The 17,887-nt window shown below is 68.4% G+C and carries 18 protein-coding genes; 6 read left to right on the forward strand and 12 right to left on the reverse strand.

The genetic code is table 11. The features are described 5' to 3' along the window. Positions 1-57 precede the first annotated feature (57 nt). Positions 58-495 (reverse strand): universal stress protein, encoded by a 438-nt coding sequence (locus tag DQW50_RS12940; RefSeq protein WP_394338592.1) that lies wholly within the window; start codon positions 493-495, stop codon positions 58-60. Positions 496-782: 287 nt separating this feature from the next. Here DQW50_RS12940 and DQW50_RS12945 point away from each other — a divergent pair, with 287 nt between their 5' ends. Both DQW50_RS12945 and DQW50_RS12950 read left to right on the forward strand, forming a co-directional pair. Further along, positions 783-2,981, forward strand: a complete 2,199-nt coding sequence (locus tag DQW50_RS12945; protein WP_112079748.1) for a universal stress protein — start codon at positions 783-785, stop codon at positions 2,979-2,981. 83 nt (positions 2,982-3,064) lie between these two features. Then, positions 3,065-3,421, forward strand: coding sequence for a hypothetical protein (locus tag DQW50_RS12950; protein ID WP_112079693.1), 357 nt, complete (start codon positions 3,065-3,067; stop codon positions 3,419-3,421). A 40-nt stretch (positions 3,422-3,461) separates the two neighbouring features. On the opposite strand, the gene DQW50_RS12955 is transcribed toward DQW50_RS12950, so the two are convergent. The 5 genes from DQW50_RS12955 to DQW50_RS12975 form a co-directional block, all read right to left on the reverse strand. Then, complete coding sequence (locus DQW50_RS12955) at positions 3,462-5,030, reverse strand: TrkH family potassium uptake protein (protein WP_112079694.1); 1,569 nt, start codon at positions 5,028-5,030, stop codon at positions 3,462-3,464. A gap of 79 nt (positions 5,031-5,109) precedes the next feature. Next, on the reverse strand, positions 5,110-6,612 hold the full coding sequence (locus DQW50_RS12960; protein WP_112079695.1) for a TrkH family potassium uptake protein: 1,503 nt from the start codon (positions 6,610-6,612) through the stop codon (positions 5,110-5,112). Positions 6,613-6,619: 7 nt separating this feature from the next. Further along, positions 6,620-7,957 carry a Trk system potassium transporter TrkA gene (gene trkA / locus DQW50_RS12965; protein ID WP_112079696.1) on the reverse strand — a complete coding sequence of 446 codons (1,338 nt, stop codon included), beginning with the start codon at positions 7,955-7,957 and terminating at the stop codon, positions 6,620-6,622. 48 nt (positions 7,958-8,005) lie between these two features. After that, positions 8,006-8,950 (reverse strand): mechanosensitive ion channel family protein, encoded by a 945-nt coding sequence (locus DQW50_RS12970; RefSeq protein ID WP_112079697.1) that lies wholly within the window; start codon positions 8,948-8,950, stop codon positions 8,006-8,008. After that, on the reverse strand, positions 8,950-9,195 hold the full coding sequence (locus DQW50_RS12975) for a YhbY family RNA-binding protein (protein ID WP_112079698.1): 246 nt from the start codon (positions 9,193-9,195) through the stop codon (positions 8,950-8,952). The genes DQW50_RS12970 and DQW50_RS12975 overlap by 1 nt, the downstream gene beginning before the upstream one ends. 171 nt (positions 9,196-9,366) lie before the next feature. Between DQW50_RS12975 and DQW50_RS12980 the strand changes: the two genes are divergently transcribed. The 3 genes from DQW50_RS12980 to DQW50_RS12990 are packed head-to-tail and all read left to right on the forward strand — an operon-like array spanning position 9,367 to position 12,252. Beyond that, positions 9,367-10,425, forward strand: coding sequence for a metal ABC transporter substrate-binding protein (locus DQW50_RS12980; protein ID WP_112079699.1), 1,059 nt, complete (start codon positions 9,367-9,369; stop codon positions 10,423-10,425). A 4-nt stretch (positions 10,426-10,429) separates the two neighbouring features. Next, positions 10,430-11,251, forward strand: a complete 822-nt coding sequence (locus DQW50_RS12985; protein ID WP_112079700.1) for a metal ABC transporter ATP-binding protein — start codon at positions 10,430-10,432, stop codon at positions 11,249-11,251. Beyond that, a complete protein-coding gene (locus DQW50_RS12990; RefSeq protein WP_112079701.1) occupies positions 11,248-12,252 on the forward strand; it encodes a metal ABC transporter permease in 1,005 nt (334 codons plus the stop codon). The genes DQW50_RS12985 and DQW50_RS12990 overlap by 4 nt, the downstream gene beginning before the upstream one ends. 49 nt (positions 12,253-12,301) lie before the next feature. Here the strand turns inward: DQW50_RS12990 and DQW50_RS12995 are convergent, their stop codons facing one another. From DQW50_RS12995 to ribH, 6 genes are all read right to left on the reverse strand, one after another. Next, a complete protein-coding gene (locus DQW50_RS12995) occupies positions 12,302-12,808 on the reverse strand; it encodes a DUF5797 family protein (protein ID WP_112079702.1) in 507 nt (168 codons plus the stop codon). After that, complete coding sequence (gatA, locus tag DQW50_RS13000; protein ID WP_112079703.1) at positions 12,805-14,109, reverse strand: Asp-tRNA(Asn)/Glu-tRNA(Gln) amidotransferase subunit GatA; 1,305 nt, start codon at positions 14,107-14,109, stop codon at positions 12,805-12,807. Before gatA ends, DQW50_RS12995 begins: the two co-directional genes overlap by 4 nt. Continuing rightward, a complete protein-coding gene (gatC, locus tag DQW50_RS13005) occupies positions 14,110-14,442 on the reverse strand; it encodes an Asp-tRNA(Asn)/Glu-tRNA(Gln) amidotransferase subunit GatC (RefSeq protein ID WP_112079704.1) in 333 nt (110 codons plus the stop codon). It abuts the gene before it with no gap. A 60-nt stretch (positions 14,443-14,502) separates the two neighbouring features. Further along, positions 14,503-14,976: a universal stress protein gene (locus DQW50_RS13010; protein WP_112079705.1), complete on the reverse strand. Its 474-nt coding sequence runs from the start codon at positions 14,974-14,976 to the stop codon at positions 14,503-14,505. Between the two features lie 202 nt (positions 14,977-15,178). Then, positions 15,179-16,333, reverse strand: a complete 1,155-nt coding sequence (locus tag DQW50_RS13015; RefSeq protein ID WP_112079706.1) for a pyridoxal phosphate-dependent aminotransferase — start codon at positions 16,331-16,333, stop codon at positions 15,179-15,181. Positions 16,334-16,396: 63 nt separating this feature from the next. After that, positions 16,397-16,801: a 6,7-dimethyl-8-ribityllumazine synthase gene (ribH, locus tag DQW50_RS13020; protein WP_112079707.1), complete on the reverse strand. Its 405-nt coding sequence runs from the start codon at positions 16,799-16,801 to the stop codon at positions 16,397-16,399. A gap of 125 nt (positions 16,802-16,926) precedes the next feature. Here ribH and msrA point away from each other — a divergent pair, with 125 nt between their 5' ends. After that, a complete protein-coding gene (msrA, locus tag DQW50_RS13025; RefSeq protein ID WP_112079708.1) occupies positions 16,927-17,463 on the forward strand; it encodes a peptide-methionine (S)-S-oxide reductase MsrA in 537 nt (178 codons plus the stop codon). Positions 17,464-17,887: the final 424 nt, after the last annotated feature.

Genomic DNA, 17,887 nt, shown 5'->3' on the forward strand with positions numbered 1-17,887 from the left:
CGATCCCGATCGTCATCGCCGAGACCAGCCCCAGGTCCTTCGCCAGCTCCTCGTCGCTCATTCCGTTCGCTCCACACGCGGGAGCGCGATCACGGGACGGTCCGCGTTCGTGACCAACTTCAGGGAGAGGTCGCCGGAGAGGAACTGCATGATCCGGTTCCCGCCACGGGACCGGTAGGCGATCGCGCTCGCGTCGACCGCCTCGGCGGCGTCGAAGATCGCGCCGACGACGTCGCGGGCGTAGGCGGTGTGGTCGTCGGCGTCGGGGAACACCGTCCGGACCGCGGCGTACGACTCCGCGGCCACCTCCTCGGACTGTTCGACCGGCGTCTTGTCGGGGACTCCCTCGCCCTTCTCGACGACGTGGAGGGTCGTCACGCGGTCCGGCTGATACGGTTCGAGCGCCTCCGCCGTCGCGAGCGCGTCCTTCTCGTGGGCGACCGGAAGGAGCACGTGGGCGAGCAGGTCCTCGGATCGCGGTCCGGATTCGGTCATATCAGTCGAGTACATCCTCCTCTCGTAATAACTGCTTCCTCTCGGACGGGCGAGGATCCGACCGCCGAAGCGTAATCGGAGGATCGATGGTCCGACCGGGAAAGCGTAATCGGACGATCGTCGGTCGGCCGACCAGCACGCGACTGAGACCTGCCTCGATCACGTCACTTATTCGAGTCCGTCCTAAGATATCGGACACACGTGAACGACCGGTCAGTCGTGTGGGTTCCTCGTCCCGTGATCGGATCGACCGACCGAACCGGCCGCGCCGGACCTCCCACGCGGTAATGGGGAAGCAACTGGAGCGTGACCTCGGTCTCCCCGCGGTGACGGCCATCAGCATCGGCGCGATGGTCGGCAGCGGCATCTTCATCCTGCCGGGGTTGGCGATGGAGATGGCGGGTCCGGCGGTCGTGTTCGCGTACTTCCTCGCGGGCGTGTTGGTGTTGCCGGCGGCGCTGAGCAAGTCCGAGATGGCGACGGCGATGCCCGAGGCCGGCGGGACCTACCTCTACATCGAGCGGGCGATGGGTCCGCTCTTCGGGACGATCGCCGGGGTCGGGACGTGGTTCTCGCTGACGTTCAAGGGCGGGCTGGCGCTGGTCGGGGGCGCGCCGTACCTGGTGTTGTTGTTCGACCTCCCGGTGAAGCCGGTCGCGCTCGCGGTCGCGGCGCTGCTGATCGTGTTGAACGTCGTCGGCGCGAAACAGACCGGGCGGATGCAGATCGTCATCGTCGCGGTCATGCTGGCGGTGATGGTCTGGTTCATCGTCGTCGGCGCGCCGAGCGTCGAGAACGCCCGGTTCGAGGGCTTCTTCGACGGCGGGATGGAGGGGATCCTCGGCGCGACCGGGTTCGTGTTCGTCTCCTACGCCGGCGTCACGAAGGTCGCCAGCGTCGCCGAGGAGGTCGAGAACCCCGACCGGAACCTCCCGCTCGGGATCCTCGGCTCGCTCGTGATCACCGCCGGGATCTACGTCGCCATCGTGACCGTGATGGTCGGCGTCGCGGACGAGGCCGTCCTGACCGACACGGAGACGCCGATGCAGGTCGCGGCCGAAAGCGCGCTACCCGCGGTCGGCGTCGCCGCCGTCGTCGTCGCGGCGCTACTCGCGCTGATCAGCACCGCCAACGCGGGGATCCTCTCCTCCTCGCGCTACCCCTTCGCGATGAGTCGCGACGGGCTCGCACCCGACGTCTTCGAGACCGTCAGCGACCGGTTCGACACCCCGGTCAACGCGATCACGATCACCGGCGGGGTGTTGCTCGTCCTGATCGCGTTCGTTCCAATCGACGACATCGCCAAACTCGCCAGCGCGTTCAAGATCCTGGTGTTCATCCTGATCAACGTCGCGCTGATCGCCTTCCGGCAGGGCTCGATCGAGGCGTACGACCCCAGCTTCGAGTCGCCGCTGTATCCGGTCCCCCAGCTGGTCGGGATCGTCGGCGGGGTCGTTCTCCTCCGATACATCGGGTTCGTCCCCCTGGTCGGGGCCGTCGTCATCACCGTCGGGTCGACGGCGTGGTACTACTTCTTCGTCCACCGCCGGGGCGGCGTCGCGCGCGAGGGAGCGATGACCGACGCGCTCCGCCGAAGCGTCGGGCGGGACGTAGTCGAGCAGACCGAGTCCGCGGTCGGGACCGACGGACACGAGGTCCTCGTGGCGGTCACCGAGCGGACGGCGCCCGCCGTCGAGCGGTCGCTCGTCGACCTCGCCACGGACCTCGCGCGCACCCGGGAGGGAGGCGTCCGGGTGGCCCAGTTCGACGAATCGCCCGACCAGACGCCGCTCCCACAGTCCGCGTCCGAACTCACCGAGGCCGACCGGGCGTTCGAGGCCCGGATGGCCGACCGCGCGACCGATTCGGAGATGCCGATCCGGTACGGCGAGGTAGTCAGCCACGACACCCGACACGCGGTCGTCAACTACGCCGCCGAGATCGACGCCGACACGCTGGTGATCGAACGCTCCACCGGGTCCGGAACGTTGCTCGGTAGCGATTCGGACTGGATCGAGCGCCACGCGCCGTGTACCGTCATCGAGGCGTCGAACCTCGACCACGACGCGGTCGAACGCGTCGGCGTCGTCACCGACGAGGGACCGTTCGATCCCGCGAAGGTCGCGCTCGCCGACGCGCTCGCGACGGCGACCGACGCGACGGTCACGTTCTATTTCGCCCTCGGCGCGGACCCGGCCGAGAGCCGCCGGAACACCACCGACGACTACCTCTCGGAACTGGCGGCGCTGTGTGAGGCCCCGGTCGAGACCCAGGTCGTCGAGTCGGACGCCGACGACGCGGTCGAACTCGCAGCCGGCGACGCCGACGTCCTCGTCGTCAACGGCGTCCAGCGCGGTCTCACCGACCGCCTGTTCGCGCGCGGTGCGGACCCGGCGACGGTCGGCCCGGAGCACGGGACCCTCGTCGTCTACGGCGCGAGCCAACCGGGACGGCTCCGTCGGGCGGTGGAACGGCGACTGTTCTGAGATGCCGGACGAACCGGAGGGGAGCCGTTCGTTCGGGGCTCCTCGCGGAGCCGTTATATGGCTTCGAGTTCGAACCTCCGGACATGCCCAGTTCCACAGAGGAGCCCACGCCTCCGGAGGGGTTGCCGGACCGACTCGCCGCGGAGTTAGGGGAGGCGTCGCCGGAGGAGCTCCGAACGGCGATCGTTCACGCTCGGGAACTGCTCCGGTTTCAGGAGGAGCGGGAACTCCCGATCGAACCGGAGCCCGGCGAGGACGTCGTTCGTGTCATCGAACACGAAGGATACACGGAGGTCGTCAAACGGCACCGCTGTGAGGAGGGCTGTGAGGAGTGTCCGCACGGTCCCTACCTCTACCACGTCACCGAGGAACCCCAGCCGGACGGCGAGCCGAAGGTCCACTGGTCGTTCATCGGCGAGGTGAACGCCGACGGGGACTGATCGCGGGACCGCGACGCGGCTCCGTCGTCCGACGGCGCCGTCACCGGCTGTCGATCGCCGAGATGAACACCGCGAGCACCGGGACGATCTCCAACCGGCCGACCCACATGAGGAATATCATCAACAGCTTCGAGGCGTTCGAGAAGAACTCGTAGCTCCCGAACGGCCCCAGCCGGCCGAACCCCGGCCCGATGTTGCCGATGGTGGCGAGCGACGCGCTGATCGACTCCAACACCGACAGCTGGATCCCGATCCGCGCCGTGTCGAGCGCGATGAACACCGCCGAGAGCGCGAACAGAACGACGTAGAGGAGGGTGAACACCATGATCCCGCGGATCGCATCCTCGTCGACGACGTTGCCGCCGAGGCGAACCGGCCGGACGACGTCCGGATGCGCCGTGGTGAACAGCTCGCGTCGGATCGTCTTCCCGACGATGAGCCACCGGACGACCTTGACTCCGCCGCCGGTCGAGCCGGCCGACCCGCCGATGAACATCGCGAACAACAGCAGGACCTGCGCGTGCGTGTCCCACTGGGCGAAGTCGGCGGTCGCGTATCCGGTGGAGTTGAGCAACGACCCGATCTGGAACGCCGCCTGTCGGAGCGCGTTCTCGGTGACGCCCTCGGTCGCGCCACCCAGTTCGATCGGGGGTGCGGCACCCCGGAACAGCAACACCGCGAGGACGGCGGTCACGACCGCGAGCGCGCCGGCGTACGCGCGGAACTCCGCGTTCTCTAGCATGACCTCGGCCTCGCCGCGCAACACGTGCCAGAACAGCGCGAAGTTGACCCCGGCGACGAGCATGAAGGGGATGACGACCCACTGGACGGCCGCCGAGAACGCCGCGATGCTGTCCGCCTCCGGCGAGAACCCGCCGGTCGGGAGCGTGGTGAACCCGTGGGCCACGGCGTTGTACAGGTCCATGTTGGGGGCCATCCCACCCAGGTGGAGCCCGTACAGGATCGCGATATAGACGACCGTGAACCCGAAGTAGATCAGCCAGAGCGCGCGCGCCGTCTCGGCGATCCGCGGCGTGAGCTTCTGGAGTTCGGGCCCCGGCGCCTCCGACTCCATCAGTTGGGCCCCGTTGACGGCGACCTCGGGGAGGATCGCGATCATCAGCACGATGATCCCCATCCCGCCGAGCCACTGGGTGAGCTGCCGCCACATCAGCAGGGCGTGGGAGTGGCGGTCGGTACTTATCTCGCCGAGCACGGTCGCACCCGTCGTCGTGAACCCGCTCATCGACTCGAAGAGGGCGTTGATGATGGACTCGGAGAACGCGCCGAACGACCCGGTCTGGAGCCCGACCGTCGAGGCCGTCCCGTACCCGGCGAGCAGGTACGGAACGGTGCCGATCACCGCGGCTGCGAGCCAGGCGAGCGAGACGAAAAGCAACGCCTCGCGCGGCCCGAGGTCCGGGTCCGGGTCGACTCGCTCTACGGCGAATCCGATCCCGGCGACGAGCGCGAGCGAGACGAGGAACACCCACACGTCCTCGCCGTAGACCACGGCGACGACGAGCGGAACCAGCATCGTGACGGCGAGGTACTTGATCCCGACCCCGAGAAGCCCCACGCTCGCCTTCCAGTTGACGCCCCAGGACATGATTACTCGAACGATATGGGAGTGGCCCGTTCGGTGTATTAAACTGTCGAAGGGGCCACGACGGTGGGCGAAGACGGGGTCACGACGTCCAGAACGCCTTCGTGAACAGCACGAGCACGGGGATGATCTCGATCCGGCCGATCCACATCAGGACGATCATCACGGCGCGGGTGCTCATCGGGAACGACGCGAACGTGCCGTACGGGCCCGCCTCGCCGAACGCGGGGCCGATGTTGAGGAACGTGGTCGCCGCGGCGCCGAGCGCCTCGAACTCGGTCACCCGGAGGTCGGCCCGCTCCGCGTCGACGACGATCACGACGGTGAGCAGGAAGAATATCACGATGCTCAAAAGGAGGTACGCGTAGATGTCGCGGATCGCCCCCTCGTCGACCGGCTTTCCCGTGATCCGGACCGGCCGCACCGCCTCCGGGTGGATGGCGGTGTAGAGGTTCCGACGGAACGACTTCAGCGCGACCAGCCACCGCAGCGACTTGATCGAGCAGGTCGTCGACCCGACCATCCCGCCGATGAACATCGCCATGAACAGCATGTGTTTCGCTGCGGGCGCCCACAGCACGTAGTCGGTGCTGGCGTACCCCGTCGTCGTCACGATGGACGCGACGTTGAAGACGGCGTGGCGGACCGTCGCCTCGGCGCCGAAGCTGATACTGGGATCGAGGAACAGGCCGAGGGCGACGACCGACGCGAGCGTTCCCATCGCACCGAGGTAGAAGTGGAACTCCTCGTTTCTCAACAGGCGCATCGGCTCGCCGTTGATGGCGAAGTAGATGAGGATGAAACTCGTCGAGCCGATCACCATGAACGGGACCACCGCCCACTGGATCAGCGGGTGGAACGCGCCGACGGAAAGCGGCTCCGGGGAGAACCCGGCGGTCGCGACCGACGTGAACGCGTGCGCGACCGCGTTGTACAGGTCCATCCGCGGGTCGACGGCGAGGCCGAGCAGGAAGTAGACGACGACCGCGAGCCCGGTGAGCCCGAAGTAGATCCCCCAGATGAGCTGTGCCGTCCGGGAGATCTTCGGCGTGAGCTTGTTGACGTCCTGGGTCTGCGACTCCGTCTCCATGAGCTGTGCCCCGCCGACGCCGAGCTCGGAGAGCACCGCGGTCGCCAAAATGAGGATCCCGAGCCCCCCGAGCCACTGGATCACCTGCCGCCACATCATGACCGAGCGCGAGTGGAGCGAGAAGTCGACGAGGACGGTCGCGCCCGTCGTCGTCAACCCGCTCATCGACTCGAACATCGCGTTCACCGGGTGCGCGACCGTCCCCACGCCCGCGGCGACGAAGGGGATCGCGCCGACCACGGCGACGAGCAGCCAGATCATCGCCACCGCGAGGAACGCCTCGCGGGGCCCGAGGTCCACCTCCGGGTCCTTCACCGACCGGAACGCCACCCCGAGCGCGAGCGAGACCGCGATCGCCGCGATGAAGGGCAGCGGCGACTCCCCGTAGTAGAGCGCGACGAGGAGCGGGAAGGACAGTGGAACGGGAAGCGCCGTAAGGACGTCGCCGGTGAGTCCCACGCTCGCCCGCCAGCCGACCCGGATCCTGGTGGTCACGGGTGCCTCACGCCATCGACGCGATCTCGCTCACGGAGTCGGAGTCCACGAGCAGGACCACGTGATCGCCCGGCTCGAGGACGGTGTCTCCCCGCGGCGTGACGAGGGCGTGGTCCCGCGTGATCGCGCCGATGACGAACCGCACGTCGGTCTCCTCGACCAGCTCCGCGATCGACCGGCCGGCGAACCGGCTCCCCTCGGTGAGCTCTAGCTCGAGGACCTCGGCCTGGTCGTTCTCGAGGACCGCGATGTTCTCCGCGATGCTCTCGTAGGTGAACCGGGTGATCTCCTCGGCGGTGACGGTGCGGGGATTGATCGCGATGTCGATGCCGATCTCCTCGAAGACGGTGACGTAGTCGGGGCTGTCGACGACCGCGATCACGCGGTCGACGCCCAGCCGCTTGGCGAGCACCGAGACGAGCAGGTTCTGCTCGTCCGAGCCGAGCGCGGTGACGACGATGTCGGCCTCGTCGACGTGTTCCCTCGAGAGGAACTCCGTGTCGGTCGCGTCGTGTTCCATCACGACCGTGTTCGGGAGGTCCTCCGCGAGGGTTCGTGCGCGCCCCGGATCCCGCTCGATCAGTCGCGGCGTGAAATCGCGCTCCTCGAGGAGCCGGGCGGTCTGATAACCGATCTCGCTGCCGCCGACGATCACGATCTCGTCGGCGCGGTCCGGGGTGGTCTCGGGCGCGACGTCGTTCGCGAACGACTGGACGCTCTCGGGGCTCCCGATCACCACGGCGCGATCGCCCGCCCCGATGTCGGTGTCGCCGCGGGGGATGATCATCTCGCCGTTACGGAAGATACCGACGAACGTCAGCGACTCGAACCGGTCGGCCTCGGAGACGGTCTGTCCGGCGACCGGGCTCTCGGCCGATATCTCGAACTCCGCCATCTGGACGAGCCCGCTCGCGAACGGGTCGACGTCGATCGCCGCCGGCAGCCCGATGACCCGGACGATGTTCTGGGCGGTCAACAGGTCCGTACACACCATGAAGTCGACGCCGAACGCGCCTCGCGTGTCCTCCCACGTCCGGAGGTACTCGGTGCTTTTCACCCGCGCGATGGTGAAGGCGTCCCCGAGCGTCTTCGCGGTCCCGCAGGTGACGAGGTTGGTCCGGTCGTCGTCGGTACACGCGATGACCATGTCGGCGTCCCCGACGTCGGCGGCCGTCTGGATCCCGGCGGTCGTCCCGTCGCCGGCGATCGTGAGCACGTCGAGTTCGTACTTGAGCTGTTCGGCGCGGTCGGGGTCGACGTCGACGACGACGACCTCGTGGTCGGGTGCGAGGCTCGCAGCGATGCTCGTGCCGACCTCCCCCGCCCCGACGATGACCACGTGCATGGACGCACCCAGTTACCGGACCCTCAAGTTCGTTACTATCGGGGCCGTTCAGTCTTTCCTGCCGAACGCCGCCGGCTCGGACCACGCGTCGCGTCCCGAGACGGTCCGCTGCGGGAAGGGGATCGAGATGTCCTCGGCGTCGAACCGCGCCTTGACCGCCTTCACGTAGTCGGCGCGCGCCTTCACGAAGTCCGACCGCGAGGGGTCGTCGATCCAGATCCGCGACTGTAGGCCGACGTAGGAGTCGGCGAGTTCGGTCAACCGCACCGAGGGCGCGGGGTCGTCGAGGATCGCCTCGCTCCGTTCGGCCTCCTCGACGATGATCTCCGTCGCGCGCTCGACGTCGTCGTCGTAGTCGATCCCGAAGACGAACTTCAGCCGCAGCGTCTTCTTCGCGACCGGGTTCTTCACCACGTCGCTGGTCAGGGCGTGGTTCGGCACCGTGAGCAGCTCGTTGTCGAACGTGCGGACGCGAGTGACCCGGAAGGAGATGTCCTCGACGACCCCCGAGTTGTCGTTCCACTCGATCCAGTCGCCGATGCGGAACGGCTTGTCCGTGTAGATGAACACGCCCGCGACGAAGTTCTTGATCACGTCCTGGAGCGCGAACCCGACCGCGAGCGTGGCCGCGGCGGCGATCGTCGCCAGCGACCGGAGAAAGCCCTGGTAGCCGGCCGCGCCGAACGCGACCGTGACGCCCGCGAAGAGCACGAGGAAGGTCGCGATCTTCTGGAGCGGCCGGCGCGCGTGCTCGTCGAGCCCCTGTCGGTCGAACAGGCGGCCGACGAGCGGGGAGAAGACGGCCTTGTTGAGCACGAACACGGTCACGAGCACGACGAGGAATATCGCCGCGGAGACGACGACTCCGGAGAGCGGACCGAGGTACGGCTCCAGGAGGTCGACGGCGGGCGCGGTCGGGCCGGTCTGCGCGGTCGTGACGGCCACGGCGGATGGAACGGGGTCGGCGCCGACCGCCGTCGCGGCCGTGGCCATCAGTGGAACACCGCCGTGTTCCCACGCGTCTCGATCAGGTCGGCTCCGACCGCCTCGGCGAGCTCCACGGCGAGCTCGTCGGTCGAGGTCCCGCCCCGGGCAGCCCGGAGGAACTTCGCTTTCACCAGTTTCCGGTCGTCGAGCTGGTCGGACAGCTCGTCGACGACGGCCTCGATGCCGCTCTTCCCGACCCAGACGGTGACGTCGAGGTCGTGTGCCTCCTTGCGGAGCTGTTGGTCGGTCATACCCGGTTCACTCGCTCGCCAGCATTGAAGCTTGATGTTCGCGCGCGACCCGTCCGAGCCGGGATTCTCACGTCGACACGCCCGCCGATCCGGGTCGGCGTGAATTAGACTAGTCTAATTTTTTCGTTAGAGGCGCAAAGACTATCCGTCTCCCGGGCGGACGGACAGCCAATGAGTTCCGATGGAGACGGGATCGAACGAACCGACACGGCGGTCTCACGGCGCCGGGTCCTCGCCCTCGGTGCCGGGAGCCTCGCCGGCGGCGTCGCGGGCTGTCTCGGCGGGTCGGCGGACCCGGGCGGCGGGGACGCCGGCGCTGACGAGGGCCCCACGGTCGTCGCCTCCTTTTTTACGTTCTACGACTTCGGACGACAGCTCGCGGAGGGGACGGATATCACGGTCGAGAACCTGGTCCCGACGGGCCTGCACGGCCACGGCTGGGAGCCGGACCCGTCGATACAGCGGGACATCACCGACGCGGACGCGTTCGTCCACGTGGGGCCCGACTTCCAGCCGTGGGCCGATCGGGCGATCGACGCGCTGGAATCCGAGTCGACCGAGACGGTCCTGATAAACAGCCGGGAGGGGATCGACCTCATCCCCCTCGACGACTCGCTGGACGAGGAGGAGGCGGTCGAGGGGGCGAGGGACCCGCACTTCTGGCTCGACCCGGGGCGCGCGAAGGGTGCCGTTCGAAACGTCGCCGAGGGGCTGATCCGGGTCGCACCCGACGACGAGGACCGCATCGAGGAGAACGCGACGTCCCTCGAAGCCGACCTCGACGAGCTCGACGCGGAGTGGGAGACGCTGTTCGCGGAGGCCGACCGCGACGTCGCCTTCCTCGCTGCCCACAACGCCTTCTCCTACCTCGCCGACCGGTACGGGACGACGATCGAACCGCTCGTGGTGAACCTCGCGGCCAACGGCGACGTGCGCCCCGCGGACATGCGACGGGCCCAAGAGACGATCGCCGAGAACGAGATCGGACACATCGGCGCGGCCGTCTTCGAGCCGATCCGCTCGGCGAGACAGCTGGTCGAGGAGACCGACGTGGAGGCGTACTACCCCGTGACCCCGTACGCCGGGACCGCGGAGTCGTGGGCCGAGCGCGACTGGGGATACTTCGACATCGCCCGCGAGGTCAACCTTCCGACGTTCCGGGTCCTCCTCGACGTGGAGGCGCCCGAGGACGTGAGCTTCGTCGACCACGGCCGCAACTTCGAGCCCTGATATCATGTCGTTCGAAGGAGCGTCGTCCGTCGGCGACGGCGGAACCGGCGTGGGAGACACCGTCGGCCGCGTCGTCGACACGGACGACCGCGTCGTCGACGCCGACGACCTCACGTTCGGGTACACCGCAGCGCCGGTAGTCGAGGACGTCTCGTTCGCCGTCGACCGCGGCGAGTACGTCGGGATCGTCGGCCCCAACGGCTCCGGCAAGAGCACGCTGTTGCGGCTCGTCTTGGGTCTCCACGAACCCGACTCCGGGAGCTGTCGACTGCTCGGTCACCCCTCGCTCGCGTTCGCGGAACGCGAGCGCGTCGGCTACGTCGCCCAGGACGTGACGGAGGACACGAAGCGGATGCCGATCACGGTCGCGGAGGTCGTGTTGATGGGGCGGTTCCCCCACGCCGGGTTCGGTCGGGTGACCGAGTCGGACCGCGAGCGCGTCCGCGAGGCGCTCCGAACGGTCGGGATCGAGCGGCTCGCGGACCGGAAGGTCACGGCGCTGTCGGGCGGACAGCGCCAACGCACGTACATCGCGCGGGCGCTCGCCGGCGAGGCCGAACTCCTCGTGTTGGACGAGCCGACCGTCGGGGTCGACGCCGAATCCGTGGACGCCTTCTTCGACCTGCTCGAACGCCTCAACGACGAGGGGATGACGGTACTCCTCGTCGAACACGACATCGGGGCCGTCCTCGAACACGCCTCGCGGGTGATCTGTCTCAACCGCGAGGTGTACTTCGACGGGTCGCCGACGGCCTTCGCCGAGAGCGACGCCCTCGACCGGGCGTACGGGACGAACCTGGTCGGGAGGAAGGAGGGAGAGAAATGACCGGCTCCGCCATCGGCGACGCGGTCCGGGCCCCCTACGAGGTCCTCGCGTGGCTGATCGGGCGCTGGAGCGACGCCCTGGCCGCCGTCGGCGACGCGCTCGGGATCGGAATGTTAGACTACGTCTTCATGCATCACGCGTTCCTCGTCGGGGGGCTGATCGCGGTGATGGCCCCGCTCGTCGGGACGTTCCTCGTCCACCGACAGATGGCGCTCATCGGCGACGCGCTCGCACACACCGCCTTCGCGGGCGTCGCGGTCGGGCTGTTCGTCAACTCGATACTGGGCACGGGGATCTCCCCGTACATCGCCGCGGTCGTCGTCGCCATGCTCGCCGCGCTCGCCATCGAGCTGATCTCGGAGGTCACCGACGCGTACAACGACGTCTCGATGGCGATCGTGCTCTCGACGGGGTTCGCGCTCGGGGCCGTCCTCATCAGCCTGAACACCGGCGGGCTGGCGGTCGGGATCAACCAGTACCTGTTCGGGAACCTCGCGACGGTCTCCCGGGAGAACGCGGCGCTGCTCGTCGTCCTCTTCCTCGTCGTCTCCGTCGTGGTGACGGTCACCTACAAACAGCTGTTGTACGTGACGTTCGACGAGACCGCCGCCCGCGTCGCCGGGCTCGACGTCCGCTGGTACAACCGCCTCATGACGAGCCTGACCGCGATGGTCGTGGTCGGCGCGATGCAGATCATGGGCGTGATCCTGGTCGCCGCGATGCTCGTGGTCCCCGTCGCCGCGGCCGCCCAGGTCGCCCGCGGGTTTCGCGAGGCGCTGCTCGCGTCGGTCGTCCTCGCGGAGATCGCGGTGATCGTCGGGATCACCCTGTCGTACCGGTACGAGGCCACCGCCGGCGGCACGATCGTCCTCGTCGCCGTCGCGGTCTACGTCGCCATGGTGTTGGCCGGGAAACTCCAGTCGCGACGGGGGGTCGCCGAGGAGTCCGGCGCAACCACGACGGCGGTCGATCCGGACGCCGACGGAACCGCCGGCGACTGAGACCGCAGTTCGTCGAGACGACGGCCGCTACTCGTCGAGACGACGGCCGCTACTCGGTGACTTCCACCGCGACCGCGTCCCGTTCGACCGCGAGCCGGAACGTCGGGACCGTCCGATAGATCACCTCGACGACGTTCTTTCGTTCCAGGCTCCGGAGCGCGCGGCGAACCGCCCCCACGTCGGGATCGATGTCGTACGCCTCCCGGAGGTCCTCGAGGACGCTCACGACCGACTGCGAGCGCTCGTCCGGGCCGGCGACGACAGCGAACACCCGCGCTTCGAGCTCCAGGACGCGGATCGTCTCGGGGGCGGCCCCCTTCGCGACCGCGTCCGCCTCGATGCCGGGCTCGACGTCGACGAGGTCGTTCGCCTCCGCCGTCGCCCGTATCAGGCTGTCGTCGTCGCGGTAGTAGTACTCCTTGAGGTGGTCCTCGAGGTAGCGGTGGACCTCGCTGCCGCCGTCGACGCCCCACGCCTCCTCCAACTCGGCGTTCTTCGTCGGCTGGAGACGCACCACCGCTGCGAGGCGGTCGAGTTCCTCGTCGGTCAGGCTCATCGCCCCTCGACCGCGCTCGCTGTGCGGATCACGGCCGCCTCGTCGAACTTCGGCCCGACGAGTTGGAGCCCCACCGGGAGCCCGTCCGCCTCGCCCGCGGGCACCGAGATCGCCGGCAGGTTCGCGAGGTTGACGGGGGTCGTGTTCGCGTCCGCGAGGTACATCCGGAGCGGGTCGTCGAGGCTCTCGCCCAGCTCGAAGGGGAGCACGGGCATCGTCGGCGACGCGATCACGTCCACGTCCGCGAAGGCGTCCTCGAAGTCCCGCCGAACCCACTCGCGGGCGTCCTGAGCCTTCCGATAGTACTTGTCGTGGTAGCCCGCCGAGAGCGCGTAGGTCCCGAGGAGGATCCGCCGTTTGACCTCCGGGCCGAACGCCTCGCGGGTCTCGGCGAACGACTCGTTCCAGTTGCCGTCGGAGTCGGCACGGTGGCCGTACCGCACGCCGTCGAACCGCGCGAGGTTCGAGGAGGCCTCCGAGGTGGCGATCACGTAGTACGCCTGGACCGCGTGTTCGACCGAGGGGAGGGAGATCTCCGCCGTCTCCGCGCCCCGCGCCTCGAGGTCGGCGATCGCGGCCTCGACCGTCCCGACCACGCGCTCGTCGGCCCCGTCGAACAGCTCCGTGGGGACGCCCACGGTCATCCCGTCGACGTCGCCGTCGGCGGCCGCGGCGTACCCGCCCTCGGGGACGCCCACGTCGACTCCGTCGACCGCGCGCGGATCGCGGGTCGTCCCGTCGTTGGGGTCGGGGCCGGCGATGACGTCGAGCGCCTCGGCGGCCGCCTCGACGGTCCCCGCGATCGGGCCGATCTGCTCGAGCGAGTTGGCGTACGCGACCAGCCCGTACCGCGAGACCAGCCCGTAGGTGGGCTTTATTCCGACGACGCCACAGAACGCGGCCGGACAGCGCACGGACCCGCCCGTGTCCGACCCCAGCGCGACGTCGGCCTCGCCCGCGGCGACCGCCGCCGCGGACCCGCCGGAGGAGCCGCCGGGGACGCGCTCGGGGTCGACGGGGTTCCGCGTGGGACCGAACGCGGAGGTCTCCGTGGTGGTTCCCATCCCGAACTCGTCCATGTTCGTCTTCCCGACGACCGTCGCGCCGGCGTCGGTCAGCCGCTCGACGACCGTGGCGGAGTACGGCGGGACGTAGTCGGCGAGCATCTCCGAGCCGCAGGTCGTCCGGACGCCCGCGGTGGAGATGTTGTCCTTGACCGCGACGGTCGTGCCCGCGAGCGGGCCCTCGTCGTCGCCCTCGATCGTCTCCTCGGTGATGAACGCGTTGTAGTCGACGGCCATCTACGACACCTTCGGTCCCGTGAAGAAGCCGTCCGTCGTCTCCGCGGCGTTCGAGAGCGCCTCCTCCTGGGTGAGTCCCTCCTCGACCTCGTCATCGCGCATCACGTTGACGAGCTCCTCCTCTCGGTCGAGGTCGGGCACCTCGTCGAGCGCCTCGAAGTACTCGAGGATCTCCGCGAACTGGTCGGCGAACGCCGCCGTTTCGCCCTCCGCGAGGCGAACGCGGGCCAGCTCCGCGACGTGCTCCACTTCGGCGACGTCGACGGCGGGATCTGCGGAACCGTCCCCGTCTCCGGCGTCGGGATCGCCGTCGGGATCCGAGCTGTCTGTCATACGTTGGGGTACGACGGACCCGGAGTAAGGGTTTCGGAACGGACGACCGGCTGGTGGCCGTTACTCGTCCGCGTCGGCGCGGACCGTGACCACCGGCGGGTCGGCCAGTCGCACGACCTTCTCGGAGACGCTACCGAGCAGGTAGCGCTCGACGCCGGTGCGTCCCTCGGTGCCCATCACGACGAGGTCGATGTCGTGCTCGTCGATGTAGTCGAGGATGACCTTATGCGGGTTCCCTTCACGGACCGCGGGTATCGTCTCGATCCCCTCGAAATCGGCCGCGAGCTCCTCGACGAACGGGGTGGCACGGTCCTCCAGCTCGCGCCGCCGTTCCTCTTCCGACGGTCGATCCTTCCCGTACCCCTTCGGCCCGGACATGTAGTTGCCGCTCATCCCGAGGGAGAACTGGCGCGTGTCGACGACGTGTAACACGTGTACCGTCGCGTCGAACGCCTCGGCGATCTCCCGTACGTGTTCTATCGCGGCCTCGGAACCTGCGCTCCCGTCCGTGGGATACAGTATGTGCTTGTACATGGCGTCACCAAGCGAACCATCCGCACGGGTATATAAAATCCCACCGACGGAGCGGGGCACGAACGCGGACCGACCGGACGACTCCGACACAGCCGTCGGAACCGGCCGCTCGGAGCCCGGAACCGATCGCTCGGAGCAGGTCGTTCGCGACCAGCCGGTCGACCGCTCAGAGCAGGTCGTTCGCGACCAGCCGATCGACCGCTCAGAGCAGGTCGTTCGCGACCAGCCGATCGACCGCCTCGCGCAGTCGCTCCTCGCTCGCGGCGTAGGAGATCCGGGCGAATCCGGGGGCGTTGAATGCGCTCCCCGGGACGCAGGCGACGGAGGCCTGCTCGATGGCGCGCTCACACCAGTCGGCGTCGTCCTCGTCGACCGGGATCATCATGTAGAACGCGCCGTCGCCGACGTCGACGTCGACGCCGTGTTCGTCGAACAGGTCGACGAGCAGGTCGCGGCGGTCGGCGAACGCCCGCCGCATCTCCTCGACCGACTCGTCGGTGTTCTCGAGCGCTTCGACCCCCGCACGCTGGACGAAGTTGGTCGCACACGAGACGGAGTGCGAGTGGAGCTTGCCCGCCTGCCCGACGAACTCCTCGGTCGCGTGGAGGTAGCCGAGCCGCCAGCCGGTCATCGAGTACGCCTTCGAGAAGCCGTTTACCGTCACCGTGCGGTCGGCCATCCCGTCGAGGCTCGCGAGCGAGACGTGGTCGGCGTCGTAGACGATCCGCTCGTAGATCTCGTCGGAGATCACGGCCAGGTCGTGTTCGACCGCGAGGTCCCGGACCGCCTCGAGGGCGGCCTCCGAGAACACCGCGCCCGTCGGGTTCGACGGCGAGTTCACGACGAGCAGTTCCGTGTCGTCCGAGACCGCCTCGGCGAGGTCGTCGAGGGCGGGCTCCAGCTGGAAGCCGTGCGGCGCGAGGTCGACCCGCGAGAGCTCGCCGCCGGCGAGTTTCACCATCGCCTCGTAGGAGACCCACGCGGGGTCCAACAGGACCACCTCGTCCCCGTCGTCGATCAGCGTCTGGAACGTCTCATAGAGCGCCTGCTTGCCGCCGGGGGTGACGACCACCTCGTCGGCGCTCGCGTCGATCCCGTCACTGCGGAGCTTCGCCGCGATCGCCTCGCGTAGCTCGGGGACCCCGTTCGAGGAGGTGTAGCCCGTGTGGCCGGCGTCGAGCGCCGCCTTGCCGGCCTCCACGACGTTCTCGGGCGTGTCGAAGTCGGGTTCGCCGACCGAGAGGTCGACGATGTCGGCCCCTTCGGCCGCCTTCTCGGCGGCCAGGTTCGATATCGCCAGCGTCGCGCTGGGCTCTACGCGTCCGATCCGGTCGGAGTAGTCGTATGCGTCGGTCATTGTGTTCCGTTGGTCGTGGGAATCGGTCGGTCGTGGGAATCGGTTGGCCAGCGTGGGGGACCGTCAGTCGAGCTCCTCCGCGAGGTCGACGGCGGCGTGGATCGCCTCCGCTCCCTTGTCGATCCGTTCGCGGGCCTCGGCGCCGGACATCCCCGGGCCGCTCACGCCGAAGGTGACGGGGGTGTCGCGGTCGAGGCTCACCCGCGTGAGCGTCTCCGCGGTCGCGTCCGCGATGACGCGGTCGTGGTCGGTGTCGCCGGTGACGATCGCGCCGACGACGGCGACCGCGTCGACGTCCTCGCGCCGCGCCAACCGGTCGGCCGCGAGCGGGCTGTCGTACGCGCCCGGCACGGACAGTTCGTCGACGACGACCGCGTCGCGTTCGGCCGCCGCCTCCCGGGCTGCCTCGGCCATCGGTTCCGTGACGGAGCCGTTGAACCGCGCCACGACCAGTCCCAGCGAGACCATACCACGGCTCGGAGGGGGGACGGCAAAGCTCTACCGTTCGCAGACGACGGCCGCGCCCTCGAACCACCTTCATCGGCTACCGTTCGCGGACGGTGTTTAAGAGGTTCGCGCCCCTACACGAGAGTATGGCGAAACAGCTCGAGACGGCGACGTTCGGCGGCGGCTGCTTCTGGTGTATCGAGGCGGCGCTCGAGGAGCTCTCGGGCGTCGAGTCGGTCACCTCCGGATACGCCGGCGGACACACGGAGGACCCGACGTACCGGGAGGTCTGTAGCGGCGAGACCGGCCACGCCGAGGTCGTCCAGGTCGAGTACGATCCCGAGGTCGTCGGCTACGACGACCTCCTCGAGGCGTTCTTCACGATCCACGACCCGACGCAACTGAACCGGCAGGGCCCCGACGTGGGGAGCCAGTACCGGTCCATCGTCCTCACGCACGGCGAGGAGCAGCACGAGCGGGCCGCGGCGTACATCGAGGCGCTCGACGAGGAGTACGACGACGAGGTCGTGACCGAACTCGAGCCGTTGGAGACGTTCTACCGCGCCGAGGAGAAACACCAGGACTACTTCGCGAAGAACCCCGACGACGCCTACTGTACGTTCCACGCACAGCCGAAGATGGAGAAGGTCCGCGAGAAGTTCGAGGCGAAGGTCTCGACGTAAGTTCTCCCGACGGGTTCACTACTTCGAGCCGATCCCGTCGTTCGGGATTCGGCTGTGGCCGCATCCGGTGGTGATCGTCCTCGCGGTTCGGGATCTCGACGTGTCACTCGATCGTGTTCTCGAACTCGTGACCGGGCCGTAGCCCTTCCTGGAGAACCGAACGGGGTGGTCATCCTGAAGTTCGTCCGCGTTGTACGTCGTGAGCTGAGGGAGGTCCCGTTCGAGCTCGTTCTTGGCATATCCGCTCGACTCGTGGGTGACGATCACCGCGTTCGCGTCGGTGTGAAGGCACATCGGACGGCGAAGACGTCGTGATGGGCCTGCTGGTATGCCTCTCGCGTCTCACGGGGTCACCCCCGCTTGTGCTCGTTCGATATCATCTGGCTCACAACGTGATCTCGATTATACGAGAGGGTATAAAGAT

This window comes from Halorubrum sp. 48-1-W, from assembly GCF_003287355.1.
Classification (GTDB): Archaea; Halobacteriota; Halobacteria; order Halobacteriales; family Haloferacaceae; genus Halorubrum.

Coding starts and splice junctions, on each gene's coding strand:
- DQW50_RS12950 (WP_112079693.1), top strand. CDS start 3,065: ATGCCCAGTTCCACAGAGGAGCCCACGCCTCCGGAGGGGTTGCCGGAC.
- DQW50_RS12990 (WP_112079701.1), top strand. CDS start 11,248: ATGACCGGCTCCGCCATCGGCGACGCGGTCCGGGCCCCCTACGAGGTC.
- DQW50_RS12985 (WP_112079700.1), top strand. CDS start 10,430: ATGTCGTTCGAAGGAGCGTCGTCCGTCGGCGACGGCGGAACCGGCGTG.
- DQW50_RS12980 (WP_112079699.1), top strand. CDS start 9,367: ATGAGTTCCGATGGAGACGGGATCGAACGAACCGACACGGCGGTCTCA.
- trkA (WP_112079696.1), bottom strand. CDS start 7,957: ATGCACGTGGTCATCGTCGGGGCGGGGGAGGTCGGCACGAGCATCGCT.
- DQW50_RS13015 (WP_112079706.1), bottom strand. CDS start 16,333: ATGACCGACGCATACGACTACTCCGACCGGATCGGACGCGTAGAGCCC.
- msrA (WP_112079708.1), top strand. CDS start 16,927: ATGGCGAAACAGCTCGAGACGGCGACGTTCGGCGGCGGCTGCTTCTGG.
- gatA (WP_112079703.1), bottom strand. CDS start 14,109: ATGGCCGTCGACTACAACGCGTTCATCACCGAGGAGACGATCGAGGGC.
- DQW50_RS12975 (WP_112079698.1), bottom strand. CDS start 9,195: ATGACCGACCAACAGCTCCGCAAGGAGGCACACGACCTCGACGTCACC.
- DQW50_RS12970 (WP_112079697.1), bottom strand. CDS start 8,950: ATGGCCACGGCCGCGACGGCGGTCGGCGCCGACCCCGTTCCATCCGCC.
- DQW50_RS12945 (WP_112079748.1), top strand. CDS start 783: ATGGGGAAGCAACTGGAGCGTGACCTCGGTCTCCCCGCGGTGACGGCC.
- DQW50_RS13010 (WP_112079705.1), bottom strand. CDS start 14,976: ATGTACAAGCACATACTGTATCCCACGGACGGGAGCGCAGGTTCCGAG.
- DQW50_RS12995 (WP_112079702.1), bottom strand. CDS start 12,808: ATGAGCCTGACCGACGAGGAACTCGACCGCCTCGCAGCGGTGGTGCGT.
- DQW50_RS12940 (WP_394338592.1), bottom strand. CDS start 495: ATGACCGAATCCGGACCGCGATCCGAGGACCTGCTCGCCCACGTGCTC.
- DQW50_RS12955 (WP_112079694.1), bottom strand. CDS start 5,030: ATGTCCTGGGGCGTCAACTGGAAGGCGAGCGTGGGGCTTCTCGGGGTC.
- gatC (WP_112079704.1), bottom strand. CDS start 14,442: ATGACAGACAGCTCGGATCCCGACGGCGATCCCGACGCCGGAGACGGG.
- ribH (WP_112079707.1), bottom strand. CDS start 16,801: ATGGTCTCGCTGGGACTGGTCGTGGCGCGGTTCAACGGCTCCGTCACG.